We start from the raw sequence: 24,686 nt of genomic DNA, 5'->3' as shown, positions 1-24,686 counted from the left end.
GTCGGTCGTCCGCCGGCGCGGAGTGGTCAGGACTCTTCGTCCGCCTTCGGCTGAGCAGGGCGTCGGCGACCGGTGAGCACGCCGATCAGGGCGAGCACCACGATCCCGACACCGATGCCGATCACCAGCGCGATGCTTCCAGAGCCCGAACTCCCGGTCGCCCCGGCGGCGGGGGCCGGACTCGACGTTGCGGCGCCGGTGCTCCGTCCACCCGCTGTCGCCGCTCCCGCCGCGCACGCCGGCGGGCCGTCGCTCCCGGGCGATGCCGTGGCTCCGGCCGGAGGCTGGTAGGTGAACGGGATGGTGCCGGACACGGTGTGCCCGTCCGCCGAGACGATCTGCCAGGTCACCGTGTATGCGCCCGGTGCACCGAGGGCCACCGGAGCCGTGACCGTGCGGTCGGCGATGGTGGGGCAGCCCGTCTCGTAGTGACGGTTCGCAGCGTCGGTGACCTGCACCAGCGACGACGAGCCGTCGCCGCTGAGGTCGAGCACGCGGTCGTTGAACGTGAGGGATGCGCTCTCGAGCGGCGTCGACTGGGTGGAGCCGGCCGACGGCGTGCTCTGCACGAGGTAGTCGTGAGCGCTGGCGGCCGCCGCGGGGACGACCGCCAGCAGGCACGCCAGCGCGACACCGGCCAGAGCGGACAGGGCCGAGGGCCGCATCCGGGCGCGGGCTGTCCGGGTCACCGTGTCAGCCCCGCGGGCTCGTCGCCGTGCCGCGGCGCGTGAGGGCGAATACCGCCACGACCAGGGCGATCGCACCCAGCGCGAGTCCTCCGATCCCGAGACCGATCGCGACCGCGTCGCTCGCCGCGGACGACGCCGTCGGCGCAGGCGCGGCCGGTGTGCTCGTCATCAGCGGACCGGCGGCGCCGTCCTCCGCGGGCGGCGCCGCCGTGACGTAGAGGGTCGGGGCCGGGTGCTCCGGCTCTTTTCCGTCGGCGGGGGTCTTCTCATCCCAGTCCACGACCGTGCCGTCGGAGTAGGTCTGCTGGGTGGGCAGCAGGATGCTGCCGGTGTCGGGGACCGCCCCCGCCGAGATCACGAACTGCTGGAACTCGCCCGGTGCGACCTGCACGCCGGGGCTCGCCGTCCAGATGACCTTCACCGGCGCCTCCGTGATGGTGCCGTCATCCGTCTTCACCGGCTTCGCGAGCTTCTCGGTGACGACCTGGGTCGTCCAGCCGGTGAGCGGCTGGTAGGAGACGGAGGTGAACGGGGTGTCGGTGGGCAGATCCACCTCCAATTTGACCGTGCCGGCGGTGGCGGACTCGGTCGGCACCTTGAACGTCAGCGTGGCGTAACTGCCGGGCTGAGCCTGGTCCGGATTCACCCGGACGTGGGCGCTGGCGGCGAGGGGGAACGAGAGGGCGAGGGCGGCGGCGGCCACGGTGGCGGCCGCGCCCGTGAGGAAACGCGTGTTCATGAGAAGGGTCCGATTCTCGACCGCGTGGTGCGGCCGGGTAGGCAGATAGGTGGGAGAACCGCGAGACGCGGCAGACCTCTGCCCGGCGGGGGAGCGGAGCGCTCAGGCCGGGCCCATCAGTGCCGGAGGACCGCGGTGACGGAGGCGCCCGAGCACGACCGTCCGGTCGGGGAGGATCACCGGGACTGTCTCGACCCGCGCCTGCGCCACCGGCACGTCGACGACGGCGACCGCGGTCAGCAGCCGCCGCAGCGAGAAGGCGGTGAACTCGGAGACGGCCACGAACACGCGCTCGCCGTAGCGGAGCGCTGCGAGGGTGAGGAGGGCGGCGGCGGCGTGGGCCAGCCACATCCACGATCCGCTGATCGACATGCCGGACATGGGTGTCGCTGCCGCACCGTCCGTCACCATCGTGAGGTGCGATCCGGGATGGAGGTGGCCGGTCGCTCCCGCGAAGTGCGCGGACGGGCTCAACGAGAACAGCGCGTGGAACAGGAACTGGCTGAGCGCGACGGAGGAGGCCGACCGCCACAGCGTCGACCGCTTGCCGGCGAGGACGATGCAGCCGAGCCCAGAGAACACGAGGCTGAGCGTCAACGCCACCGCGCTCGGCGGCAGTCCTCCGCCCGCGACGTGGAACAGCGCGGCGACGAAGGTCGCGAAGCCGGCGGCGATGAGGCCGCGAGCCACACGTGCGCTGCGCGTAGACATGTCACTCCGTCGAAGGTGGGGGCAGGTCGAGTCTACCCACAGGGGGTCGGGCGCCGTCTCCGGTGGGACTACGCCGACGCCTGGGCCAGCGCCCAGTCGAGCGTCACGCCGAGGGCCGTCAGCACCGAGATGTGACCATCGCGCGGGCGGATCCACAACTCGGCGTCGGGGAGGCGTTCGAGGAGGGAGGCCGCGTGCTGGGGTGGGACGACGCGATCGGAGCCGCCCTGCACGAGGAGCACCGGAGGCCGGACCGCACGCAGATCGAAGCCCCACGGCGAGACGTAGGCGATGTCGTCGTCGGCCTCGCCCGCCGGGCCCTCCGCGGCTCCGGCGCCCGCGTCGGCCCCGAGCGGACCCCAGTCGGCGTTCAGCGCGTCGTAGTCGCGCGGGGTGAAGGACTCGGGATCGAACTCGGCGGTCTCGGCGTACGCCAGCCGGGCCTCGCGGCCGGAAAGGGCGGCGCGCAGGGCGTCCGGGGACGCCATCCCGGAGAACCAATCGGGGGAGCCGTCGAAGGGGGAGAGGCCGGCGAGCGTGACGATCGCGGCCACCCGTTCCGGTTCGAGGGCGCCCAGCGCGAGAGCATGCGGGCCGCCCCCGGACGCGCCGACGGTGACGAACCGCTCCACGCCGAGGAGGTCGGCCACCGCGAGGATGTCGAGCGCCGCATCCGCGATCGAGCGCCCGGGGCGGGCGTCCGAGCCGGGATAGCCGGGCCGCGTGACGGAGAGCACGCGCATCCCGCGGGCCTCCGCCGCAGCGGCCACCGGGGCGATCACGGCACCCGTCTGCGGCGTGCCGTGGTGCCAGACGAGCACCGGGGCGTCTGAGGTGCCGCCCGTGTCGAAGAAGCGCAGCGCCCGGCCGTCGGCCGTGCGCACATCCTGCCGGGTCACGCGTTCCAGCCGTCCAGCTCGGCGAAGAGCTCCGCCTTGCGGGCGTCCGACGCGAACGACGCCTCGATCGAGGTGCGGGCGAACCGGCGGGCCTGATCCACGGAGAGGCCCAGCGCATCCCGGACCGCGGCGAAGTTCTGCCCGACGTAGCCGCCGAAGTACGCGGGGTCGTCGGAGTTCACGGTGACGCGGACGCCCGCCGCATCCAGCCGGTGCAGGGGGTGGTCGCGGAGGTCCGGCGTCGCCTGCAGACGAACGTTCGAGAGGGGGCACACGGTGAGCGGGATGCGCTCCTCGGCCAGCCGCGCGACGAGTTCCGGATCCTCGATCGAGCGGATGCCGTGGTCGATGCGCTCTGCATGCAGGAGGTCGAGCGCCTCCCGCACGTATGCGGGCGGGCCTTCCTCGCCGGCGTGGGCGACCGCGTGCAGGCCGGCGGCGCGGGCGCGGGCGTAGACGCCCTCGAACAGCGACGGCGGGTAGCCGACCTCGGCGGAGTCGAGTCCGACACCGACGATGCGGTCCGTGCGGCGGAGCCCGGCTGTCAGCGCCTCCTCGGCGGAGGCGACCGGCTGATCGCGCAGGAAACACAGGATGAGGCCCCCGGACATCGCGAGATCGCGCTCGGCCTCATCCAGCGCGTCGCCGATGCCGTCCACGACGTCGTCGAACGCGACACCGCGCGACGTGTGCGCCTGCGGGTCGAAGAACAGTTCGGCGTGGCGGACGCCCTGCGCGTGCGCGTGGCGGAGGTAGCGGCGGGTCAGCTCCGCGAAGTCCTCGCGGGTGCGCAGCACGGCCATCGTCGCGTAATACAGGTCGAGGAACGACTGCAGGTCGTCGAAGTCGTACTGCGCCGACAGCTCCTCGACCGTCGCGTAGGGGAGGTCGATGCCGTTGCGGGCGGCGAGCTCGAACGCGAGCTCCGGCTCCAGCGTCCCCTCGATGTGGAGGTGCAGCTCGGCCTTCGGGAGGGAGTTCAGGGCGTCGTCGGTGAGGGCGTCGTCGGTCATGCTCCGATCCTCCCACCGACGGACGGGGTTGCGCCGCACGGATGACGCGGCGGGAGCGCGGGTCCCGTTAGCCTCGCGTCATGAGACGTCGTATCGCGCTTGCCGGGGCCGGTCTCGCGCTTGTCGTCGTCGGACTCACCGTGGCGCGCGGGATGGACGGAGCGGTCGCGGCCTTGGTCGGCGACGCGCTCTACGCCGCACTCATCGTGGTCGTGATCGCGTTCCTCGCTCCACGTGCGTCCGCAGTGGCTGTGGCCGTTGCCGCCTTCGCCGTGTGCGCCGCCGTCGAGCTGTTCCAGCTGACCGGGGTGCCCGCAGCTCTGGCGGACTCCGTTCCGGCCGTCGCGCTGGTGCTCGGAACGACCTTCCAGTGGACGGACCTGGTGGCCTACGCGATCGGCGCGATTTTGACGGGCGCGGTGGATGCGGTCAGCCGACGCGCAGCAGGATCTTCCCGCGGTGGGCGGACGACTCCATCCGCCGGTGCGCGGCCGCCGCATCCTCCAGCGGGAACACCGAGTCGATGACCGGGCGCACGCGGCCGTCGGCCAGCAGCGGCCACACGTTCGCACGCACGGCGGCGATGATCGCGACGCGCTCGGCGAGCGGCCGGGCGCGCAACGTGGTGCCGTGGATGCTCGCGCGCTTCCGCATGAGCAGCCCCATGTCGACGGCGGCGGGAGTTCGATCGCGGACGGCGATGGACAGGATGCGGCCACCCGTCGCGAGAGCGTCCAGGTCGCGGGCGATGTACGCGCCGCCGACGATGTCGAGCACCACATCCACTCCGCGGCCGTCGGTGAAGGCCCGAGCGGCCTCGACGAAGTCCTGGGTGCGGTAGTCGACTGCGGCGTGCGCACCCACCTCCCGGCAGAACGCCGCCTTCTCCTCGCTGCCCGCTGTGGCGATGACGTCCGCGCCGAGTGCGCGGCCCAGCTGGATCGCCATAGTCCCGATGCCGCTCGACCCGCCGTGGACGAGCAGGGCCTCTCCGGCAGCGAGCTTTCCGAGCGCGAAGACGTTCGACCAGACGGTTGCGGCGACCTCGGGCAGTCCGGCCGCCTCGACCAGGTCGACCGCGTCCGGCACGGGAAGGACCAGGCCGGCGTCGACAGTCACCAGCTCGGCGTAGCCGCCGCCCGGGAGCAGGGCGCAGACGCGGTCGCCGACCTGCCAGGCGTCGACGCCGTCGCCGACCGCATCCACGACGCCCGAGACCTCGAGCCCCGGCCAGTCGGGAGCGCCGGGCGGTGAGGGATAGTACCCGCGCCGCTGGCTCAAATCGGCGCCGTTGAGCCCGGCGGCCGTGACGCGGATCCGGACCTCGCCGGCCGCGGGGACCGGATCGGGCCGCTCGGCGATGGTCAGTGCGTCGGCCTCGCCCGGCTCCGGCACGACGACGGCGCGCATCAGGCGCCTCTCGCAGGTTGGGTCGGCTCGACGCGGTCTGTGCGGCGGCCCAGCACATCCCGGATCCGCACCTTGCTCGAGTACTCGATCGATCCGTACCGGAACAGCCGGACGGCGATGCGCAGCACGATCACGGAGAGCACGAACAGCTCGACGATGATGATGATCGCCTGCCACAGCGGCAGCGACCCGAAGGCGTTCAGGATCAGCGCCGTGATGGGGGCCGTGTACGGGAAGTAGGCGAGCAACTGCACGATCGGCGAGTTCGGGGAGCTGATGGCAAAGCCCGACGCGTAGAGCGGGATGACCACGGCGAAGATCACCACCGAGAACACCGGAGCCGCATCCTTCGCCGTCGGCATGACCGCGCCGACGGCCACCAGTGTTCCGGTGAACAGGGCGAACCCGCCGATCAGGATGAGCGCGCCCACGATCATCTTCTGCGGATCGAACACGAGCCCGCTGAGGTCGAAGTTCGGCAGTTGCAGCTGGTCTCGGAAGAACAGGTAACCGATGAGCATGGGCAGCGCGAACACCGCCAGCTGGATGATGCCGATCGCGAAGAGCGAGATGACCTTGCCGAGAAGCAGGTTCGTCGGGTTGATCGTCGTCAGGATCATCTCCGTGACGCGGTTCTCCTTCTCTTCCAGCGTCGAGTTGAGCATCTGGTTGCCGAGGAACACGATGACGATGAAGAAGGCGGCCAGGAATACGAGGGCCGGGAGGATCGCCTCGAAGCCGGGTGCCCGCTTGCCGTCCGCGAACGTGGTGGTGGAGGTCTTCACATCCCCGCGGAGCACGGCGACATCCGTCGGGCTGTCCAGCTTCTGCTCGACGCTCGCCGAGAGGAGCGACTCGGCGACGGCCGAGTACTTGCTGTTCTGGAAGACGCCGGAGTCCTCGCCGTAGACGCGGACGGTCTGCTTCGCGGGATCGGCGGGGTAGGCGAAGTAGGCGGGAGTCCCGCCGATCTGCACCTCCTCGACCCCCTCTGCCTCGGAGGCGATCTGGGTACCGCCGTACTCCTTGGCGATGGTCGCGTCGATGAGGCCGGAGTCGTCGGTGTACAGGAACTCGAAGCGCGAGTTCTTCTGCTGGTCGGCGGTGTTCGCGGTCGACACGTTCGAGGCGATGATCAGGCCGCCGAGGCCGAAGACGAGGATCGGGATGATGAGCGTGATCGCCCAGAACCGCCGCTTCGTGATGGTGCGGCGGAACTCGAACGAGATGACGGTGCTCAGATTGTGGCGGGCCATGCTCAGTCCTCCTCGCGGCTCTCGGCGCCGTAGACCTCGACGAAGATGTCGTCGAGCGACTTCCGGGTGGGGGAGAAGCGGGAGACGGGAACGCCCGCATCCACGAGTCCTCGCAGGATCGCGGCCGGATCGACACCGTCGACGGCCTCCAATTCGGCATGGCCGCTCTCGTCGGACAGGATGCGGTACGAGGAGGACTCGGGCAGGCGGTCGGCGTCGTGGTCCACCTGGACGATCGTGCCGCCGAACTGCTCCTGCACCTCCTCGACCGTGCCGTAGGCGCGCGCGCCGCCGTCCTTCAGCAGGATGACGCGGTCGCAGAGACGCTCGACCTCCTCCATCTGGTGGGTCACCATCATGACGGTGGAGCCTGCGCGCTTCTGGTCGTCGATGATGTCCATCAGCAGGCGGCGGTTGACGGGGTCGAAGCCCTTGGTCGGCTCGTCGAGGATGAGCAGCTCCGGATCGTTCATGATCGTCACGCCCAGCTGCACCTTCTGCTGCTGGCCGCCGGAGAGCTTGTCGAGCCGCACCTTCTCCTTGTCGCCGATCCCCACGCGTTCGAGGTAGGAGCGGGACCACCGCCTGGCCTGCTCGGCGCCGAGGCCTTTCAGCCGGCCGAAGTAGACCATCACGTCGATCACGGACTCCTTCTTGTAGAGCCCGCGCTCCTCCGGCAGGTAGCCGAGGCGCTCGCCGGCCTCCGGGCTGAACGGTCTGCCATCGATGTGCAGGACACCCGCCGTCGGCTGATAGATGCCGAGGAGTGCCCGGATGGTCGTGGTCTTGCCCGAGCCGTTGCTGCCGAGGAAGCCGAACGTCTCGCCGCGATTGATGTCGAACGACAGATCGCGGATCACCGTCGTACGCCCGAAGTCCATCCGGAAATTCGCGATGTGGACCAGCGGCTCCGTCGTCGTGGGGGTCTGTGCGCTCATCGTGGTCAGCCTAGGCGAGCGGCCCAGCGTCGGCGAGCGCTTCCAGCAGGGCCGGGTGCAGCACTCCGTTCGAGGCGAGCGACGACCCGTTGCCCGGGCCGGGTGTGCCGTCGACTGATGTGAACGTTCCGCCGGCCTCCTCCACGATCGGGATGAGCGCGGCGAGGTCGTAGGTCTTCACGCCGAACTCGGCCACCGCATCCACCAGACCCTCGGCCAGCAGCATGTACGACCACATGTCGCCGTACGCGCGGTCGCGCCAGATGCGGCGGGTCAGGGCGATGAGGCGGTCGAGGTAGCCGGCTTCGTCCCACTGGGCGATGCTCTGGAAGCTCAGCGACGCGTGTTCCAGGTCGGCGACCCCGGAGACACGGATGCGGCGTGGCTCGGCGCCGGGCGCATCCGTCGTCCATGCGCCGCCACCAGTCACTGCCCACCAGCGCCGGCCCAGCGCAGGGGAGCTGACCACGCCGACGCGTGGGACGCCGTCGACGGCGAGGGCAATCAGCGTGCCCCAGACCGGCACGCCCCGCAGATAATTGGCGGTGCCGTCGATCGGGTCGACGATCCACTGACGGGTCGTGTCGCCTTCCGTGCCGTACTCCTCGCCGAGGATGCCGTCCTCCGGGCGCTCGGCGGCGATCGTCTCGCGGATGGCGCGCTCGACGGCGAGGTCGGCCTCCGTCACCGGCGAGCGGTCGGGCTTCGTCTCGACGTGCAGGTCGCGGTCGAGGAAGTGCTCCAGCGAGATGCGGTCGGCCTCCTCTGCGAGCCGGAGGGCGAGGTCGAGGTCGGCGGCGAGGGCTGTGGATGCGGTGTCGGGCACGATCCGAGCCTAGCGTCGCGGCCTTGGCAGCGGACGTGGCGGAGGGTACCTGTGGAAACATGCGAAAGATCGTGTACGCAGGCTCAACGTTCTACACCGGGGATGCGCTCGCGGAAGCGCTGATGGACTACGCGCGGGCTCTCGCACGGCATGGCATCGCCGACACGGTCTTCGTGCCGGGCCGCACCATGCAGGGGGAGACCGACAAGGTGGAGCTGCTCGTCGGGCCCGCGAGCCAGATCGTGAGCGAACCGGTGGAGCTCGTGGGGGTCGAGATCGAAGACGAGGAGCTGGTCGCGCGGCTGCGGGAGATGACCGCGCAGCTGGCACCGCGGAAGCCGGCGGCAGAAGTGGCGGACGGTTCGACCGAGGAACGGGACGACCGCCCGTTCGACGACATGCTCTGACACCCGCCGGGCCCGTCGCCGGCGTCGCCTTCCCGCGGCGGCGCTTGTTGCCCGGCATCGCCTCCAATACGCTCGCGGTAGCCCTGCGGGGCGGAGCGGAGGCACCATGCGTTTTATCCGGCGACCCGTGAGCGCGCGGGAGCGTGCCGCCGCCGCTGCTCCCGAGCCGCTGATGCGCCGAAGCCCGTTCCTGTTCGGCTACCTGACCGCCCTCGGTGCGATCGGCGCGGTCGCGACCGGCTTCATGCTGTACGGCCTGCGCTCGATCATCTTCTCGGTCTTCCTCGCGATGTTCGCGACCGTCGGGCTCGACCCGCTGATCCGCTGGTTCCAGCGGCGCGGGATGCGGCGTGGCTGGGCGATCACCACCGTCATCCTGATCATCGTCGCCGTGCTGGTCGCGATCATCTGGGTGGTGGTGCCGCTCATCGTCCAGCAGGTCTCCTTCCTGGCCACGGCCGTCCCGCAGGAGATCACGAAGCTGCGGGCGGAGGGCTGGTTCGACACCGTCGACGAGGCGAGCAACGGGGTGGTCGGCCAGGTCGTCTCCTGGATCTCGCAGCAGGTGCAGGACCCGCAGACCTGGGCGACCATCGGCAACGGGCTCGTCGGATTCGGCCTCTCGGTGCTGAACGCGGTCACCACCGGCTTCTTCATCGCCATCCTCACGATCTACTTCATCGCCTCCTACGACTCCACCAAGCAGGCCGCGTACCGGCTGGTGCGCCGCTCGCACCGCGACCGGTTCGAGAGCTACGCCGAGCGCATCCTGCAGAACTTCGGCAAGTACCTGAGCGGGATGGTGGTGCTGGCGTTCTGCAACTCGGTCTTCAGCCTCATCCTGCTTCTCGCCACCGGCGTCCCCGGTGCATTCCTCATCGCGCTCGCCGCGTTCTTCATCACGCTCATCCCGCTCATCGGCACGGTGCTGACGACCGCCGTCATGTCGGTGCTCGCGTTCATCCACTCGCCCGTCAGTGGCGTGGTGGTGCTCGTGCTGATGCTCGTCTATATGCAGGTGGAGGCGTACATCCTCACGCCGCGGGTGATGGGGAAGGCGGTGCAGGTGCCCGGATCGGTCGTCCTGATCTCGGCGCTCGCCGGTTCGACGCTGTTCGGTCTGCCCGGAGCGCTCGTCGCCATCCCGATCTCGGCGGGCATCATCCTCATCATCAAAGAGGTCGTGATGCCCCGGAAGGAGCTCCGCTGAACCGAGCGATCCTCGATTGGCGAGAACCGCGAAACGGATGCTAATGTTGAGCCTCGGTTCGGGTAACCGGATCGGATGCGCCTCTAGCTCAATCGGCAGAGCAATTGACTCTTAATCAATGGGTTCAGGGTTCAAGTCCCTGGGGGCGCACCAATGGAAAGCCCGGTCGCACCTAGCGTGCGGCCGGGCTTTTTTCCGTCCAACCGGGCACAGCGTGTCGCCGAACCGTGAGTCGTTGCGCACTTCGTGTCGAGTGGTGAGCAGAGGTCGCGACTCGGTAGGGTTCGGCAGGGATGCAGCAGGGAGGAAGTGCGTGCGTCGTCGAGTCGTGACCGCGTGGGCGGCATATGGGGCTCTCGTCCTCGTGGGCCTCGTCTCTGTGGTGGTCGCCGCCGTGAATCGTGTGGGTACGTCGTCGCTCGGATCATCGGCGGGGCTGACGCTCGGGGCCGTCATTCTCGGTGGGGGACTGCTCGCAACCGTCGTGGTGACCGGCGTGTGGGGCTTGCAGAACTTTCGGTGCCGGGCCGCACTGCATCGCCGGTATCCGGATGCGGAGGTGTTGACGGCGCGGCGGGATGACTTCCGCGACCTCATCGACGTCGACGCGCTCGGCATCCGGTACCAGGACATCCCGTACTTCGTCGGCGTGGTCGTGGATGAGGACGGCATCTCGGCCTGGGCGGGCGGCGATCCCGGCGAGGCTCCCCGCATGCTGGCCTTGCTCCCGTGGAGCGAACTGGGTCCGCTGGAGCGCTCGGCGACGGAGAGCGCCCTGCCGCGATACGTCCTCCGCTCGGAAGTCGACACAGGGGATGGCGTGGTGGCGCTGCAACTGAGCTTGAGCTCGGCGTGGTCGGGCGGCCTGCTCCCGCAGGGGTACCGGACGTCGGGTGAAACCCTTGCGGCGCTGGAGGCGGTCCGAGGGCGGCCGGCGTCACCGAGACGTCAGTAGCGTCGAAGGTCCTCCGAATCGGTCGATCTGAGACGCCCGGGAAGCACGCCCCGAATTCCCCGACGTCCGGTCTCGACGTGAACGGAGCCGTCGTCGAATGTCAGCTCCACGCGCGATCGCCCGGGGCCGACCCATTCCCGTATGCGACCGGCGGCGACGGCCTCGATGGCCTTCTCCGCGAAGCTGATGCCGGGTTCGTCGTAGGCGAGCTCCCACCGACCGCCGCCTCCGCTCTCGACTTCCAGCACGATCCACTGGTCGGCGATGAGGGTCACGGAGCGAGCGCCCGGCCGGTGCGGGAGGACGCGGATCACTGGGATGCCGTCCGGCTGCTCGGCGATGACCCGAGCGCGGGACCCGACGATTCGTCGCGCGGCCGCCTCCAACCGTGCGAACGTCTCGGGCGTGGCGCGATCGAGCCACGCGTCCGGGTCCGCCGTCGATGCCACGCACCGACCCTATACGAGCCGCCGTCGCACCCGCCAGCGCCGCCGACTCGTAAGTCGTTGCTCCGCGTGTCGACTGGTGACGTGATGTCGCATCGGGGCCGTCACTCCGTCTTCGACGCGACCTGGCGCAGCTCCAGGAGCGGGCAGCTGAACGGGTCCTTGTCTCCAAGGCCGACTTGGTTGATGTGGCGCGTGACGATCGCGTACGACTGCAGGAGGCCCGTCTCGGTGTAGCGGGTGCCGTTCGCGTCGCAGAAGGCGCGGATCATCGGTGCGGCCCGGCGCAGGTGCGGGCGCGGCATCGAGGGGAAGAGGTGGTGCTCGATCTGGTAGTTGAGCCCGCCCATCAGGAAGTCGATGGTGCGTCCGCCGCGGATGTTGCGGCTCATCAGCACCTGCCGGCGGAGGAAGTCGAGCTTCATGTCGTGCGGCACCAGCGGCATCCCCTTGTGGTTCGGCGCGAACGACATCCCCATGTAGAAGCCGAACAATCCCAGCTGGACGCCGAGGAACGCGGCCGCCTTCCCTGGCGGGAGGACCAGGAGCACGAGGGCCAGGTAACCGAGGATGCGGACCGCGAGGAACGACACCTCCACGGCCCGGCGCCGCAGCTCACCGCGCGCGAACACCCGCCGAACGCTCGACGCGTGCAGCGACAGGCCCTCGAGAAGCAGGATGGGGAAGAAGAACCAGCCCTGGTGTCCGATCAGCCACCGCACCGGCCGTGAGCGTTTCGCCGCCACCTGAGCCGGGGTGAAGGACATCACCGGCAGCTCGATGTCGGGATCCGCGCCCTCCTGGTTGGGATTGGCGTGGTGGCGCGTGTGCTTGTGCTGCCACCAGCCGTAGCTCATCCCGACGAACAGGTCGCCGACGATGAGGCAGATCCAGTCGTTCCAACGCCCGGACCGGAAGATCTGACGATGCGCGGCGTCGTGTCCGAGGAAGGCGATCTGCGTGAAGACGAACGCGAACACCACGGCGGTGGCGAGCTGCCACCAGCTGTCGCCGACGATCACGAACGCGGCGATCATCGCAGCGGTGACGACGGGGACCAGGATGAGCTTGGTCCAGTAGTAGCCGTAGCGGCGGTGCAGGAGACCGGCCTCGCGGACCATCGTGGCGAGTTCGGAGTAGCCCCCGTCGCGTCCGGTCGAACGTGTGGCGGTCGAGCGTACGCCCGTGGGCTGGAGGCCCGTCGAGCGTGGAGACAGTTGCGACATTGCGGGCCCCGAATCGTTGCGAGTCGCGCCGGGGTCCTGGACGCTGTGTCGCCGATTCTACGCCGCCAATCACGATCGTGGCGGTATGGCGGCGACCTCTCAGGTGCGGTTGCGCTTGGCCAGCGTCGAGCGCCGCACGAGACCGATCACCAGCGTGGCGATCACCAGAACGATGCCGATGATGCCCAGCCACAACAGCCCCTTGATGGCGAAGCCGACGATCGCGAGGATCACCCAGAGCACGATGAGGACGATGACCAGGATGAGCATGCTCCGACCGTACTCCACGGGAGGCAGGAAGTAACCCGTCTCCGCGGGGGAAGGCTGGCTCATGCCCTCCCAGAGAGCCGACCGCTCGGCCGCCCAGTGGGCGGCGAGCGACCGCAGATGACGGTGCGTGAGACGGAATGACACCGGATGGCCCTCCTCGAACCGAACCTCCTCCGTTGCCCAGGGCGGCGCGCCTTCGTGGGCGAAGACAATGGTGATCGTTGCGCCGTCGGTATCCACCTCACTCCGCTCGAAGCGCAGCGCCGGCTCGATGAAGTCCAGGGAATCGGCGTGCGACGGATCGCTCTCGTCGACGCCGCCGTCCCCGGCAGCCGCCAGCCACTTCTCCAGCGCCCGTGCCTCCTGGATCGTCAGGCACGGGTCCGTGAACCGCCACTCTCGTCCATCGACGCCGCCGTGCCCGCGGATCACCAACCAGTCGCCGTCGCCGATGCCGTCGTCTGAGCCCGGGGCCAGATCCGGAAACTGGCGATCGTCGATCGTCAGCTCCACGAACCGGCCGTCGCCCTCGAACCTCACACGCGGCCGGTGACCGGCGCCGGGCCCGCCACCCGCGGACGCGCGACCAGGCGGTGGTGGAAGCGCCGCGCCAGCGGGCGCTCCAGCGCGAACCACGAGACCGTCGCCGCTGCAACGGTGAGGGGGAGCGCCAGCAGGAGGGTGATGTTCGGGTCAGGGGCGAAGCGCACCTGGAGCAGCAGGATGATCGGGTAGTGCCACAGGTACATGCCGTAGGAGATGCGGCCCAGGTAGTCGAACGGCGGCAGCGAGAAGATCCGGGTGAGCAGCGAGCTCTGGTGCGTCACGAGGAAGGCGATGAGCGCGCACGTCGCGATGCCGACGGCCGGGAGACCGATCGTGTAGTACAGGTAGACCTTCTTCTCGGCGCCGGCGACGTTGAACTCGGGGACGAGCACCGCGACCGCGGCGAGGTAGACGAGTGCCGGGCCGACCGCCCACGCGGAGACGCGGCGGAGGATGTTCCCGGCGCCCGCGTGGAACGCGACCGCCAGCAGAGCGCCCATCAGCAGCATGTCGACCCGGAAGGTCGTCGCGAACGTCTGGTACAGGTTGCTCGGGTCGAAGACGAGGAAGCGCGAGACCACCACCGCGAGCACCAGCACGCCGATGAGGATGGTGAGGGCGCGCAGCGGCCGGCGGAAGCGCAGTGCCAGGATGACCAGCAGCGGCCAGAGGATGTAGAACTGCTCCTCGACGGAGAGCGACCAGAGGGGTCCGAACGCGCCGAGCGCTCCGCTGTTGGTGATGACGATGAGCCAGTTGGAGAAGTAGAACAGCACGCCCGGCGTGGACGACAGCGTCGCCGGGGCCAGCGTCCCGAATCGACCGGGGAGGAACAGCGCGATGGTGTCGACGACCAGCACGAGCAGGAGGAGCGCGGGGACCAGGCGGAGGATGCGGCGGCCCCAGAAGCGCAACAGGTCGATGCGCCCCAGCTTCTCGTGCTCCCGGAGCAGCAGCGTCGTGATGAGATAGCCGCTCAGGACGAAGAAGACGTCGACGCCGAATCCGCCGCCGTGCATCCACGAGACATGGGCGTGCGCTGCGATCACCGCGAGGACGGCGAAGCACCGGATCCCGTCGAGTCCCTTGATTCTCTGCACAGGCAGAGAGTCTAGGTCACGTCGGCTCAGCGGTCGCGCGCGATCACCGAGAAGTCCTTGTCGCCGAGCCCCGCATCCACGGCACGTTGCAGCTCGGCGGCGACGAGGGCGGCCGCCGGGAGCGGGGCGTCGGCGGTGGCGATCATCAGGCGGAGGTCCTTGGCGAGCAGGGAGGCGGAGAACTGGGTGTCGTCGAAGTCGCCGGACGCCACGACGGGACCCTTCATGCCGGCGATCGGGGCGATGGTGGTCAGCGGCAGCATCGAGAGCACCTCATCGGTGGACAGGCCGCCGGCGGTGCCGAGCCGGAGGGATTCGCTCAACGCCTCCATCGAGATGGCCAGCGCCAGGTTGGCGACCAGCTTCGCGGCGGCCGCCTTCTCGGGGCGATCGAAGGTGCGGATCTTGTCCGGATCCGCCCACAGGGCCACGACGTTGCGGGCTTCGCGGGCGGCGTCGTGCTCCCCGCCGATCAGCACCGCGAGGCTCCCGGCTCGTGCCGGGGCGAGCGAGCCGACCACCGGCGAGTGGATGTAGCGCACGCCCGCATCCTCGGCCCACGCCGCGAAGTCGGCCGCGTCGGAGGGCGCGACGGTCGTGACGTCGATCCACAGTGCTCCCTCCGGGATCGGCAGGGACGGCTCGATCACGGTCTCGCGAACGGCCTCCGGGCCGAACAGGACGGTGATGACCGCGTCCGCCCCCTCGACCGCCTCGGCGGCAGAGGACGCGATGTGCGCGCCCCGGCGTCCGACCGCTTCGGCCGGTTCGGGGGACCGGTTCCACGCGGTGACGTGGTGACCGGCGTCGATGAGGTGGGTGACCAGCTCGCGGCCCATGCGGCCGAGCCCGAGGAAGGCGATGTGCATGTCATCCACTCTGCGCCTGAGGCAGCGCGCAGGGAAGGGGCGGGTCAACTCCGCCGGGTGAGCGCATCCCGTCGCGCGAGCAGGAACGCGCGCTCGGCGTCGCCGCCGCACAGCGAGGCGGCGACGGCGTACTCGTCCGCCGCCTCGGCCGTCCGCCCGGCGCGCAGCAGGAGCCCGGCCCGCACGCCATGGAGCAGGTAGAAGCCGGCGAGCGGTTCGCGCAGCGGCTCCACCGCGGCCAGACCCGCGTCCTCTCCCTCCACCTCCGCCACGGCGACTGCACGGTTCAGCGCGACCACGGGCGTGGGCGAGGCGCGCAGCAGTTGGTCGTAGAGAGCGACGATCTGCGGCCAGTCCGTGTCCGAGGCCGTCGGGGCGTCGCCATGCACCGCTTGGATAGCCGCCTGCAGCTGGTACGGACCCGGTCGCCCGCGCGCCAGGCACAGGCGCACCAGCTCGTGGCCCTCGGCGATCTGCTCCGCGTTCCAGCGGGACCTGTCCTGCTCGGGGAGCGGGATGAGAGCGCCCGCCGTGTCGACCCGGGCTGCCCGGCGCGCATCCACGAGCAGCAACAGAGCGACGAGGCCGAGCACCTCCTCCTCGTCCGGGAGCAGGGAACGCAGCTCGCGCGCCAGCCGGATCGCCTCCGTGCACAGCTCCTCCCGCACGAGCCGATCGCCGGCGCTTGCTGCGTACCCCTCGCTGAACACGAGGTACACCACGGCCAGCACGGACCGCAGCCGGGCCGGGAGGTCGTCGGCGGAGGGGATGCGGTACGGGATGCGCGCGTCACGGATCTTCGCCTTGGCGCGCGAGATGCGCTGCGCCATCGTCCGCTCGGGCACGAGGAACGTCCGGGCGATCTCGGCGGTGGTCAGGCCGCCGAGCAGGCGGAGGGTCAGGGCGACGCGCGCCTCCGGCGACAGGGCGGGATGGCAGCAAGTGAAGACGAGGCGGAGCCTGTCGTCGGCGATGGCGTCGGCGGCGGCGTCGGCGGCATCGGCAGATTCCGCGCGGCCGTCGCCGGTCAGCTGCCGCAGCAGCATCGCCTCGGCTTCCTTCTCGCGCCCGACCGCATCCCGCCGCAGCCGGTCGATCGCTCGGCGGCGGGCGGTCGTGATGATCCAGCCGGCCGGTGCGGGCGGGATGCCGTCGCGCGGCCAGCGCTCGGCGGCGACGGCGAAGGCGTCCTGCACCGCGTCCTCCGCACGGTCGAGGTCGCCGAAGACGCGATACAGCACGGAGACGGCGCGGCCATACTGCTCCCGGAACACCGACGCGATCGCGGCGGCGTCCGGCAGCGGAACCGCCGCACCGTTCTCCATGCCGGGTGCTCCCGTCACTCCGCGAAGGGCCGCACCTCGATCGGCAGAGTGGTGGCCAGCGCGAGTCGCCTGCCCCACTCGAGCGCCGCATCCAGGTCCGGCGCCTCGACGATCGTGAAGCCGCCGAGATGCTCCTTGCCTTCGGCGAAGGGGCCGTCGGTGACGAGGACTTCGCCATCCTGCGGGCGCAGCACGGTGGAGGCCGACACCGGGAGCAGGCCGTTGGAGAACACCCAGGCGCCGGCCGCACGGATGTCGGCGTTCAGGGCGTCGAGGTCGCGCCCGATGGCGGCGAGCACCTCGGGCGGCGGGGCTGCTCCATCCGGCTGGTAGACGCTGAGCAGGTACTGGGTCATGGTCGTTCCTCTCCGGAGCGCCGCTGGGAAGGGCGCTCTCACCGTCTACACGAACACCCTGCCGCATTCTCGACAGCGACGGCGGAATCCGCCGGAGTCTGCCTCCACCGGTTCAGGCGAGCGTGCGACGGTGACGGTCCTCCGGCAGGAACAGTGCGGCGATGAGCCCGCCGACGCCGAGGATCGCCAGCACGGCCATCGCGGTGCCGTACGCCGCACCGCCCGCGTCGATGTTGGCGACGAGGATGGTGCCGGCGATCGCTGTGCCGAGCGTCGATCCGAGGTTGGATACGCTCCGCGACAGCCCGGAGATCTCGCCCTGCGCCTTCTCCGGGAACGCCGACTGCACGACGTTCACCGACGGCGTGAGCATCAGCCCGAGCCCGGCGCCGATCAGGAACAGCCCGGGCACGAACGACCACTCCGTCGTGCTCACCGCCACCAGCCAGATCAGCAGCACGACGCCGGGGATGCAGAGCACGAATCCGGTCAGGATGAGGCCCCGCTGCGAGAAGCGCTTCGCCAGCCTCCCGGCGACCAGTGATGTCAGGAGCAGTCCGACCGTCGCCGCGGTGAAGATGACGCCGGTCTCGATGGCGTTGTGGCCGCGAACCACCTGCAAGTAGGCCGACACCGTGAACGAGGTGCCCATCAGGAGCACCCACTGCAGGTTCTGGGTGATCAGCGCGATGTTCGACACCCGGTTCTTGAACAGGGAGGTCGACAGCAGCACCTCCTTGCCCGCGCGCTCACGGCTGCGCACCCACCAGAAGAAGAGGAAGAGGATCACGATGCCGGCGAGGACGAGCGCGATCATCAGCGGGACGCTGGTATCGGCCGCGAGGATGCCGAGCACCAGCACGAAGAGTCCGAGGGCGGAGAGTACGGCGCCGACGACGTCGAATGGCCGGTCGGGGTCGGCCGGCACCGGGTCGGTCAGACGGCGGCTCAGCAGGAGGATGATCACGATGATGAGCGCCTGGAACAGGAACGCGGCGCGCCAGCTGATCGCGCTGGTGATCAGGCCGCCGATCAGTGGACCGGCGGCGGCGCCGATGCCGCCGAGCGCGCTGATGATCCCGAACGCCCAGGCACGCGTCGCGATGTCGGGCAGGTAGAGGGTGGTCAGGATGTAGACCGGTGGGATCAGCAGCGCCGTCCCGATCCCCTCGAGGATGCTGTTGCCGAGGATGAGAGCCCACAGCCCCGGCGAGAGCGCGCTGATAATCGCGCCGATCCCGTAGACGATCAGCCCGAGGGTGAAGCAGCGTTTCCGGCCGATCTTGTCGGTCAGCTTGCCCGCCGGGATCATCAGGGCGGCCATGGTCAGCAGGAACAGCGTGATGCTGACCTGGATGCCCTGGACCGTCGTGTCGAGATCGCGCGACATGTCGTTGATCATCACGTTCATGTTCGAGCCCGCGAAGCTGCAGATGAACTGCGCGAGCGCGAGCGGCGCGATCAGGCGCCGGACCGATGCGTGCGAGACGCCGACGGCTGCTGCGGTCATGGTGACCTCCGATCGGGAGGGTGACCTCCGATCGGGAGGGCGGACTCCGCCCGGATGGTAGCTCCGTGGGTGCGACCCCGGGTAGACGGCAATCCGTCCGGCCCGGAACATCTCTCTCGCCGGTCGGAGGGTCGCGGGGTTACCATCCGGCCATCGACTGGAGGGACACCATCATGGCCGCAGACGAGCACGCCTTCCCGGATATCGCCGACCACGGACTGATCGGCGACCTGCAGTCCGTGGCCCTGGTGTCGACCGAGGGATCGATCGACTGGTTCTGCTCACCCCGCTTCGACTCGCCCGCGGTCTTCTCGTCGCTGCTCGACCGCGAGAAGGGCGGGTTCTTCCGCATCCGGGCGGAGGACGACGGGATGCGGATCAAGCAGATGTACTTCCCGCAGACGGCCGTCCTCATCACCCGGTTCATGTCTCCCTCCGGGGTCGGTGAGGTGATCGACTTCATGCCCGTCGCCGACGAGCCCACCATCCCGAGCGACAACCGCGTGGTGCTGCGCGGCATCCGGGTCGTCCGTGGCGAACTCGACTTCCATATCGAGTGCCGCCCGCGATTCGACTTCGGCCGCCGTCACCACACGGCGAGCGCGGCCGACGGCGGCGTGGTGTTCGAGGGCGACGCGGTCCGCGCATCCCTCACCGGCCTGACGGCCGACGAGCTCGCTGCACTGGACCTCTCCGGCGGCGATGTGGATGCGACGGTCACGGTCGCGGCGGGAGAGCTCAGGCTCCTCGTGTTCCAGACCGCGCCGGAGTCCGGAGCCGAGCCGCTCACCGCGGACGCCGGGCAGGCGGCGTTCCGCGAGACCGTGGCGTTCTGGCGGGACTGGCTGCAGCGCAGCACCTACTCGGGCCGCTGGCGCGAGTCGGTGGAGCGTTCGGCGATGGTGCTGAAGCTGCTGCAGTACGCGCCGAGCGGCGGACTGGTCGCCGCACCGACGGCCGCGCTGCCCGAGCAGCTCGGGGGGGTGCGCAACTGGGACTACCGCTACACCTGGATCCGGGACGGCTCGTTCTCGGTCTTCTCGCTCCTCGCGCTCGGCTACACCGAGGAGGCGATCTCGTTCGCGCTGTGGGTCTCCGATCGGGTCGCCGAGCAGGCCGGCGAGAGCTCCGGCCCGCTGAAGATCATGTACCGGATCGACGGCTCCTCCGACCTGGAGGAGCGCGAGCTGGAGGACTTCGAGGGCTACGCGGGGTCGCGTCCCGTGAACATCGGCAACGGCGCCGCCGACCAGCTGCAGCTCGACATCTACGGCGAGGCGATGGACGCGCTGTACGCCACCGAGGGCTACCGGCCGATCGGGCACCCCGGCTGGAGCAAACTGTGCCGCATCCTGGACTGGCTGGTGGCGAACTGGGACCAGCCGGACGAGGGCGTCTGGGAGACGCGCGGCGGCCGCAAGGATTTCACCTACGGGCGCATCATGTGCTGGGTCGCCTTCGACCGGGCCATCGCCATCGCCCGCGACCGCGGCCTCCCCGCTCCTCTCGAGTCGTGGATCGAGGCGCGTGACGCCGTCTACGAGCAGGTGTTCACCCGATGCTGGAACCCGGACCGGCAGGCGTTCGTGCAGTACCCGGGCACCGACGTGGTGGATGCGATCACACTGCTCATGCCGCTGGTGGGCATGATCTCGCCGCAGGACCCCATGTGGCTGTCGACGCTCGACGCGATCACCGAGGAGCTGGTGACCGACAGCCTGGTGTACCGCTACAACCCGGCCGCCTCGCCGGATGGCCTGCCCGGCGCGGAGGGCACGTTCTCGCTGTGCTCGTTCTTCTACGTGAACGCGCTCGCGGACGCGGGGCGCATCGAGGAGGCGCAGTACGCCTTCGAGAAGATGCTGACCTACGGCAACCACCTGGGGCTGTTCGCCGAGGAGATCGACCCGGCGGGGCTGCAGCTGGGCAACTTCCCGCAGGCGTTCACCCATCTCGCGCTGATCCGCGCGGCGATCACTCTGAACGCTGCGCTCGACCGGCAGCAGAAGCGAGAGGCGGCCCCTCCAGGCGCCCCGCGGACGACCTCCGGCCGACCGCGCCGCTGACGCGCAGGTAGACGATCAGCCAGGCGAACACGACGACGCCGGCGACGAGTTCGGTCGCGGTCAGCACGTAGTAGCCGACGACGAAGAACAGCAGGACAGCCACGATCGTCGCGAAGAACACGTAGCCGAGCACGAAGAACGCGACGGGAGCCTCCGGCAGCGCCGCCCGCACCCAGAAGACGACGAGCGAGAACACCAGCACCATCCCGACCGCCGACACGTTGTGCAGGACCTGCGAGACGTTCAGCGGGAACAGCCCGACCCCCGCGAGAAGCACTCCGATGAGGATGAGTCCGACGCGGACACGGATGAGCGCGGCACGCCGACGGTCGGCGACCGGGTCGCCCTCCGACGCCGGGGCCAGGAAGCGCGTGTCCGTCGCGTAGCGCGCCATCGCCGTGACGATCACGCCGGCGATGATCAGGGTCAGGTTGAAGGAGAGGGACGAGATCGACTGGGTCATGCCGAGCGCGCTCAGGTGCAGCATCCACCAGTGCGGGTCCGGCGCGCTCAGCATCGCCGTGAGGATGCCGACGATGACGAAGGCGGCGAGCACGGTGGACAGCCGCATCAGGCTCATGTTCACCGCCGACAGGAACACGGCGTACCCGGTGACGGCCGCTGCGGTCGCCGCGAGCGCGGACGCGGAGAGGAAGTACACGGTCGCGTCCTGGAACCCGTCCGCGAGCACCGTTCCGAGCACCAGCCAGCCGAGGAGCGCGATGACGCCATGCGCGACGGCGATGGCGATGGTGTCGAACACGTCGACGGGGGAGACGCCCGGCCGCCGCCGCTCGCCGGGGGTGGCGAACGGGGTGAGGCCGTCGCGCATCCACAGCCTCCCGACCACGTACGCCAGCACGGCGACGATCCCGCCCGCGTACGCGACGAACTGGCCGACGGAGTCCGGGCCGGCGATCGGCAGGTCGCGACCCCAGAACAGCGGGAGCGCGACGATGCCCGCGAGGACGAACGCCGCGGCGCCCGCGACGATGGCGGCTCCTTCTGCCTTGAGCAGCGGAGTGCGCCGCATCTGCCCAACGGTGTCGCCCATGTCACCACCTCGCCGGCCGGGAACGCGCTCACTGTACCGCCGTGCGGAGCGCGGGCACCAGGCAGCGTTCCCGGCGAGTGCGCCGACCGCGCGGCCGCCGCGGGGTCCCGCGGGAGTCAGCCCCCGGTCACCGTCTCCACGATCGTCGCGCGGAGCACCTCGCCGGCCATGCGGCCGCTGGCCGGCGTCGGGTGGATGCCGTCGACGGAGGTGTGAGGGCGCCATCGACCGTCGTCAGTCCTCACCGCCGTCCACGGATCGACCCACGTCCAGCCGGAGCGTCGGGCGAGGTCGCGGAGTTCCCTGTTGAGCTCGAGTGTCACGGCCGCCCGGTCGTCGTTCCGCGGCGCGACCGCCGAGAGGATACGCAGCGGAACGCCGGTCTTCTCGAAGATCGCGGTGATGTTCGTCAGCGTCCGCGGGTTCGGGCGGTCGTCGACCGGTGCATCGTTCGTGCCCGCCATGACGACCACCACCTGCGCGTCGGGAAGAGGGGTCACGTGGCGGAGGATGTCGGCGGTGGTGTCACCGTAATGCCGGTAGCCGCCCACGTCGGCGACGTCGCCCGTGGCGGCGGTGGCGACCCACGTCCAGTGCGTCGGCAGGCCGAAGCGGTCGGTGGAGGCGGTGATGGAGTCGCCGATCGCACCGAAGCGGATTCGATCGGTCTGTGGCACCGAGGTGCAGGAGGCGATCAGCAGCGGGACGAGGAGGAGGGCGGCCAACGACCGGGCGAGGCGAGCCCAGCCGCGTCGTCCGTTCATTCATCCTCCGAGTTGCCGGTCGATGTAGGGGGCCAGAGCCGTGGCGTACTCCCTGCTGAGATGCGAGAAGTCGCGATAGACGATGACCGAACCGACCTGAGGGTAACACCACTGCTCGTCGCAGAACCGGTCGCGCAGGGCGATGCGGGTGACGTGGTGCTGCTGGTCGGCTTGTGTCGCGGCCTGGGTGATCACCATGGACGGCGGCAGGGCGGAGGCTCGCGGCACGGCGCAGGACATCGGGTCGCTCGCGTGGCCGGCGAGGCAGGTCGGGACGGATGTCCCGATCGTGCGCGGGACATCCTCGAAGACGTAGACCCGCTTGCCGGAGGCGCGCCATCCCTCCCACTCGTCGAGGAATCCGTCGATGGCGGGATCAGCGAGCGGGTGGTCGGGCGGGGACGCGAACGTGTACGCGGACGAGAAGGAAGCGGTGAACACGGCGCTGACCGTGGAGTCGGAGGCGAGGCGGGCGTTCAGGTTCTTCACCCACTGATGGCACGCCGCCTGATTGGCGTCGGTCGTCTCGTTGGGGAGGACGCGCAGCGCCAGCGTTGCCGGGCACGAGGTCTTGACGTAGGAGACGACCTGCCAGCCGCGCTTCTTGCCGACGGCGTCGAGGGCGGGGATCCAGGCGGACGCGTGCGAGTCCCCGACGATCGCCACCTTCTTCGTCGCCTTCGACGCCGGAGCGCCGTACGAGCAGGTCACGAGCTCCGAGCCCTCGAATCCGGGCAGGCACAGCGGCTGCTCCTTCGACACCGCGACCGCGACCCGGCTGACGTCGACGGTTCCGGTGACCGGTGAGCAGGCGGCTTCGTGGGTGAGGGCGGCCGGCCCCTGGCAGGCGCCCGAGCGCGGTGCTGCCGCCACCGGGGTGCCGACGGTGGGAACGATGACGAGCACCGCGCTGAGCGCCACCACCGCGGCGCCACCGGCGAGCGCGAACCCGTAGGGGCGCCACCCGCTGCGGAGCAGACGTCCGCGCCGGACGGGATCCTCGACGGCGACCTTCGTCACCCAGGCCAGCGCTGTCGCTCCGATCAGGATGGCGATCTTCGTCTTCCAGCCCAGTGGATGCCCCAGGATGAACGGGAGGATGACAATCGCCGGCCAGTGCCAGAGGTACAGGGAGTACGAGACGTCTCCCAGGAACGTGGCCGGCCGTCGTGACAACCACCATCCGGGACCGTAGGGATGAGGGTTGCCGCAGCAGAGGATCAGCGCGACGGTCGCGCCGACCGGCACGATGGCGGTGAACCCCGGGAACGGCGTCGCGGCCGTGTAGGTGGTGGCCGCGAAGGCGAGGGCGCAGACCGCGGCCCAGGCGGTAAGGGTGGCTGCCGGGCCGCTGAACCGCCGGTCGGCCGCCAGAAGAGCCGCGAGACCGCCGGCCCCGAACTCCCAGACACGGGTCGGCGTGACGAAGTACGCCCCGGCGGAGTTCACGGCGGTGTAATAGATGGAGAAGGCGAGCGACAGGACGGAGATGACGGCCAGGCCGATGATGAAGACGGTGCGACCGGAGGTCCGAGACGTCGACTTCACACGTCGCCCGGCGATCCAGAAAAGGCCGATCAGGATGAGCGGCCACACCGCATAGAACTGCTCCTCGACGGAGAGGGACCAGAAATGCTGGGCCACCGTCGCGCTCTCGCTCATCGCTGAGTAGTCGACGGCGTTGGCGGCCAGCAGCCAGTTCTGGACATAGAGCGCGCTGGCGATCAGCTGCCGGGCCGACGCATCCCATGTCGTCGCGGGCGCCCAGAGGTAGACGGCGACGCACGACACCGCGAGCACCAGCAGGGATGCGGGGAGCAGCCGCCGGATGCGCCGCCCCCAGAACGTGGTCAGCGGAACACGCCCGGTGCGGCTGAAGTCGCGGAAGAGGTGCGCCGTGATGAGATAGCCGGAGATGACGAAGAAGACATCGACGCCGACGTACCCTCCGGTGAGGCGTTCGGGCCAGAGGTGGTAAAGCACCACCGCCAGGACGGCGACAGCACGGAGGCCCTGGATCTCAGGCCGGAACCCCGTTTCTGGCTTGTCCGCGGTCGCTGGGGCGGCGGACCGGTCCCGGGGTTCGTTCACGAGTTCCAAG

At 70.0% G+C, this 24,686-nt stretch carries 24 protein-coding genes, 1 tRNA gene and 1 pseudogene; 6 read left to right on the top strand and 20 right to left on the bottom strand.

The window, feature by feature from the left end:
• Positions 1 to 26 precede the first annotated feature (26 nt).
• From ABIC47_RS13690 to ABIC47_RS13670, 5 genes are all read right to left on the bottom strand, one after another.
• Positions 27 to 689, bottom strand: a complete 663-nt coding sequence (locus ABIC47_RS13690) for a copper resistance CopC family protein (RefSeq protein WP_354481116.1) — start codon at positions 687 to 689, stop codon at positions 27 to 29.
• Between the two features lie 4 nt (positions 690 to 693).
• Entirely contained in the window at positions 694 to 1,428 is a 735-nt protein-coding gene (locus tag ABIC47_RS13685; RefSeq protein WP_354481115.1) for a YcnI family copper-binding membrane protein, read from the bottom strand.
• 102 nt (positions 1,429 to 1,530) lie between these two features.
• Positions 1,531 to 2,139 (bottom strand): hypothetical protein, encoded by a 609-nt coding sequence (locus ABIC47_RS13680; RefSeq protein ID WP_354481114.1) that lies wholly within the window; start codon positions 2,137 to 2,139, stop codon positions 1,531 to 1,533.
• 68 nt (positions 2,140 to 2,207) lie between these two features.
• Positions 2,208 to 3,038, bottom strand: a complete 831-nt coding sequence (locus tag ABIC47_RS13675; RefSeq protein ID WP_354481112.1) for an alpha/beta fold hydrolase — start codon at positions 3,036 to 3,038, stop codon at positions 2,208 to 2,210.
• On the bottom strand, positions 3,035 to 4,051 hold the full coding sequence (locus ABIC47_RS13670) for an adenosine deaminase (protein ID WP_354481110.1): 1,017 nt from the start codon (positions 4,049 to 4,051) through the stop codon (positions 3,035 to 3,037). The genes ABIC47_RS13675 and ABIC47_RS13670 overlap by 4 nt, the downstream gene beginning before the upstream one ends.
• An 80-nt stretch (positions 4,052 to 4,131) precedes the next feature.
• Here ABIC47_RS13670 and ABIC47_RS13665 point away from each other — a divergent pair, with 80 nt between their 5' ends.
• Positions 4,132 to 4,578 (top strand): ribosomal maturation YjgA family protein, encoded by a 447-nt coding sequence (locus tag ABIC47_RS13665; protein ID WP_354481108.1) that lies wholly within the window; start codon positions 4,132 to 4,134, stop codon positions 4,576 to 4,578.
• Here the strand turns inward: ABIC47_RS13665 and ABIC47_RS13660 are convergent.
• From ABIC47_RS13660 to hisN, 4 genes are read right to left on the bottom strand one after another with little or no spacing between them, the layout of a single operon-like run.
• Positions 4,481 to 5,461, bottom strand: coding sequence for an NAD(P)H-quinone oxidoreductase (locus ABIC47_RS13660; RefSeq protein ID WP_354481107.1), 981 nt, complete (start codon positions 5,459 to 5,461; stop codon positions 4,481 to 4,483). The two genes, ABIC47_RS13665 and ABIC47_RS13660, sit on opposite strands and share 98 nt — an antisense overlap.
• Complete coding sequence (locus tag ABIC47_RS13655) at positions 5,461 to 6,717, bottom strand: ABC transporter permease (RefSeq protein ID WP_018190537.1); 1,257 nt, start codon at positions 6,715 to 6,717, stop codon at positions 5,461 to 5,463. The genes ABIC47_RS13660 and ABIC47_RS13655 overlap by 1 nt, the downstream gene beginning before the upstream one ends.
• A 2-nt stretch (positions 6,718 to 6,719) precedes the next feature.
• A complete protein-coding gene (locus tag ABIC47_RS13650; RefSeq protein WP_354481105.1) occupies positions 6,720 to 7,655 on the bottom strand; it encodes an ABC transporter ATP-binding protein in 936 nt (311 codons plus the stop codon).
• A gap of 10 nt (positions 7,656 to 7,665) precedes the next feature.
• The gene (gene hisN, locus ABIC47_RS13645) at positions 7,666 to 8,481 is read right to left on the bottom strand and encodes a histidinol-phosphatase (protein ID WP_354481104.1); all 816 of its coding nucleotides are present in this window, start codon (positions 8,479 to 8,481) and stop codon (positions 7,666 to 7,668) included.
• Positions 8,482 to 8,540: 59 nt separating this feature from the next.
• On the opposite strand from hisN, the gene ABIC47_RS13640 reads away from it, so the two are divergent.
• The 4 genes from ABIC47_RS13640 (at position 8,541) to ABIC47_RS13625 (ending at position 11,053) form a co-directional block, all read left to right on the top strand.
• Positions 8,541 to 8,888, top strand: a complete 348-nt coding sequence (locus ABIC47_RS13640; protein WP_354481102.1) for a hypothetical protein — start codon at positions 8,541 to 8,543, stop codon at positions 8,886 to 8,888.
• A gap of 127 nt (positions 8,889 to 9,015) precedes the next feature.
• Positions 9,016 to 10,098 (top strand): AI-2E family transporter, encoded by a 1,083-nt coding sequence (locus ABIC47_RS13635; protein WP_354481100.1) that lies wholly within the window; start codon positions 9,016 to 9,018, stop codon positions 10,096 to 10,098.
• A gap of 77 nt (positions 10,099 to 10,175) precedes the next feature.
• Positions 10,176 to 10,251, top strand: a tRNA-Lys gene (locus ABIC47_RS13630).
• A gap of 160 nt (positions 10,252 to 10,411) precedes the next feature.
• Positions 10,412 to 11,053, top strand: a complete 642-nt coding sequence (locus ABIC47_RS13625) for a hypothetical protein (protein ID WP_354481098.1) — start codon at positions 10,412 to 10,414, stop codon at positions 11,051 to 11,053.
• On the opposite strand, the gene ABIC47_RS13620 is transcribed toward ABIC47_RS13625, so the two are convergent.
• The 8 genes and pseudogenes from ABIC47_RS13620 to ABIC47_RS13585 form a co-directional block, all read right to left on the bottom strand.
• Positions 11,047 to 11,502, bottom strand: coding sequence for a hypothetical protein (locus ABIC47_RS13620; protein ID WP_089875367.1), 456 nt, complete (start codon positions 11,500 to 11,502; stop codon positions 11,047 to 11,049). The two genes, ABIC47_RS13625 and ABIC47_RS13620, sit on opposite strands and share 7 nt — an antisense overlap.
• Positions 11,503 to 11,603: 101 nt before the next feature.
• A complete protein-coding gene (locus ABIC47_RS13615; protein ID WP_354481096.1) occupies positions 11,604 to 12,725 on the bottom strand; it encodes a fatty acid desaturase family protein in 1,122 nt (373 codons plus the stop codon).
• 366 nt (positions 12,726 to 13,091) lie between these two features.
• A pseudogene (locus tag ABIC47_RS19460) lies at positions 13,092 to 13,535 on the bottom strand (WapI family immunity protein); the annotation flags it as partial.
• Complete coding sequence (locus ABIC47_RS13605) at positions 13,532 to 14,641, bottom strand: acyltransferase family protein (protein WP_354481095.1); 1,110 nt, start codon at positions 14,639 to 14,641, stop codon at positions 13,532 to 13,534. The gene ABIC47_RS13605 and the pseudogene ABIC47_RS19460, both read right to left, overlap by 4 nt.
• A 26-nt stretch (positions 14,642 to 14,667) precedes the next feature.
• On the bottom strand, positions 14,668 to 15,510 hold the full coding sequence (locus ABIC47_RS13600; RefSeq protein WP_354481093.1) for an NAD(P)-dependent oxidoreductase: 843 nt from the start codon (positions 15,508 to 15,510) through the stop codon (positions 14,668 to 14,670).
• A gap of 44 nt (positions 15,511 to 15,554) precedes the next feature.
• Positions 15,555 to 16,835: an RNA polymerase sigma factor gene (locus ABIC47_RS13595; protein WP_354481092.1), complete on the bottom strand. Its 1,281-nt coding sequence runs from the start codon at positions 16,833 to 16,835 to the stop codon at positions 15,555 to 15,557.
• 14 nt (positions 16,836 to 16,849) lie between these two features.
• On the bottom strand, positions 16,850 to 17,191 hold the full coding sequence (locus ABIC47_RS13590; protein ID WP_018190548.1) for a YciI family protein: 342 nt from the start codon (positions 17,189 to 17,191) through the stop codon (positions 16,850 to 16,852).
• 112 nt (positions 17,192 to 17,303) lie between these two features.
• Positions 17,304 to 18,701: an MFS transporter gene (locus ABIC47_RS13585; protein ID WP_354481090.1), complete on the bottom strand. Its 1,398-nt coding sequence runs from the start codon at positions 18,699 to 18,701 to the stop codon at positions 17,304 to 17,306.
• Positions 18,702 to 18,874: 173 nt separating this feature from the next.
• Here ABIC47_RS13585 and ABIC47_RS13580 point away from each other — a divergent pair, with 173 nt between their 5' ends.
• Entirely contained in the window at positions 18,875 to 20,767 is a 1,893-nt protein-coding gene (locus ABIC47_RS13580; RefSeq protein ID WP_354481088.1) for a glycoside hydrolase family 15 protein, read from the top strand.
• Here ABIC47_RS13580 and ABIC47_RS13575 read toward each other — a convergent pair.
• From ABIC47_RS13575 to ABIC47_RS13565, 3 genes are all read right to left on the bottom strand, one after another.
• Positions 20,676 to 21,821: a hypothetical protein gene (locus tag ABIC47_RS13575; RefSeq protein WP_354481086.1), complete on the bottom strand. Its 1,146-nt coding sequence runs from the start codon at positions 21,819 to 21,821 to the stop codon at positions 20,676 to 20,678. The two genes, ABIC47_RS13580 and ABIC47_RS13575, sit on opposite strands and share 92 nt — an antisense overlap.
• Before the next feature lie 116 nt (positions 21,822 to 21,937).
• Positions 21,938 to 22,585 carry an SGNH/GDSL hydrolase family protein gene (locus ABIC47_RS13570; protein ID WP_354481085.1) on the bottom strand — a complete coding sequence of 216 codons (648 nt, stop codon included), beginning with the start codon at positions 22,583 to 22,585 and terminating at the stop codon, positions 21,938 to 21,940.
• Complete coding sequence (locus ABIC47_RS13565) at positions 22,586 to 24,676, bottom strand: acyltransferase family protein (RefSeq protein ID WP_354481083.1); 2,091 nt, start codon at positions 24,674 to 24,676, stop codon at positions 22,586 to 22,588.
• Positions 24,677 to 24,686 lie beyond the last annotated feature (10 nt).

This window comes from Leifsonia sp. 563 (assembly GCF_040545055.1).
In the GTDB taxonomy this organism is placed as follows: Bacteria; Actinomycetota; Actinomycetes; order Actinomycetales; family Microbacteriaceae; genus Leifsonia.
This window is presented reverse-complemented; position numbering and strand designations above follow the sequence as displayed.

Excerpts from the sequence above, each read along its gene's own strand:
- ABIC47_RS13685 (WP_354481115.1), bottom strand. The coding sequence starts at position 1,428 with ATGAACACGCGTTTCCTCACGGGCGCGGCCGCCACCGTGGCCGCCGCC.
- ABIC47_RS13680 (WP_354481114.1), bottom strand. The coding sequence starts at position 2,139 with ATGTCTACGCGCAGCGCACGTGTGGCTCGCGGCCTCATCGCCGCCGGC.
- ABIC47_RS13670 (WP_354481110.1), bottom strand. The coding sequence starts at position 4,051 with ATGACCGACGACGCCCTCACCGACGACGCCCTGAACTCCCTCCCGAAG.
- ABIC47_RS13665 (WP_354481108.1), top strand. The coding sequence starts at position 4,132 with ATGAGACGTCGTATCGCGCTTGCCGGGGCCGGTCTCGCGCTTGTCGTC.
- ABIC47_RS13660 (WP_354481107.1), bottom strand. The coding sequence starts at position 5,461 with ATGCGCGCCGTCGTCGTGCCGGAGCCGGGCGAGGCCGACGCACTGACC.
- ABIC47_RS13655 (WP_018190537.1), bottom strand. The coding sequence starts at position 6,717 with ATGGCCCGCCACAATCTGAGCACCGTCATCTCGTTCGAGTTCCGCCGC.
- ABIC47_RS13650 (WP_354481105.1), bottom strand. The coding sequence starts at position 7,655 with ATGAGCGCACAGACCCCCACGACGACGGAGCCGCTGGTCCACATCGCG.
- ABIC47_RS13640 (WP_354481102.1), top strand. The coding sequence starts at position 8,541 with ATGCGAAAGATCGTGTACGCAGGCTCAACGTTCTACACCGGGGATGCG.
- ABIC47_RS13615 (WP_354481096.1), bottom strand. The coding sequence starts at position 12,725 with ATGTCGCAACTGTCTCCACGCTCGACGGGCCTCCAGCCCACGGGCGTA.
- ABIC47_RS13600 (WP_354481093.1), bottom strand. The coding sequence starts at position 15,510 with ATGCACATCGCCTTCCTCGGGCTCGGCCGCATGGGCCGCGAGCTGGTC.
- ABIC47_RS13595 (WP_354481092.1), bottom strand. The coding sequence starts at position 16,835 with ATGGAGAACGGTGCGGCGGTTCCGCTGCCGGACGCCGCCGCGATCGCG.
- ABIC47_RS13590 (WP_018190548.1), bottom strand. The coding sequence starts at position 17,191 with ATGACCCAGTACCTGCTCAGCGTCTACCAGCCGGATGGAGCAGCCCCG.
- ABIC47_RS13585 (WP_354481090.1), bottom strand. The coding sequence starts at position 18,701 with ATGACCGCAGCAGCCGTCGGCGTCTCGCACGCATCGGTCCGGCGCCTG.
- ABIC47_RS13580 (WP_354481088.1), top strand. The coding sequence starts at position 18,875 with ATGGCCGCAGACGAGCACGCCTTCCCGGATATCGCCGACCACGGACTG.
- ABIC47_RS13575 (WP_354481086.1), bottom strand. The coding sequence starts at position 21,821 with ATGGGCGACACCGTTGGGCAGATGCGGCGCACTCCGCTGCTCAAGGCA.
- ABIC47_RS13570 (WP_354481085.1), bottom strand. The coding sequence starts at position 22,585 with ATGAACGGACGACGCGGCTGGGCTCGCCTCGCCCGGTCGTTGGCCGCC.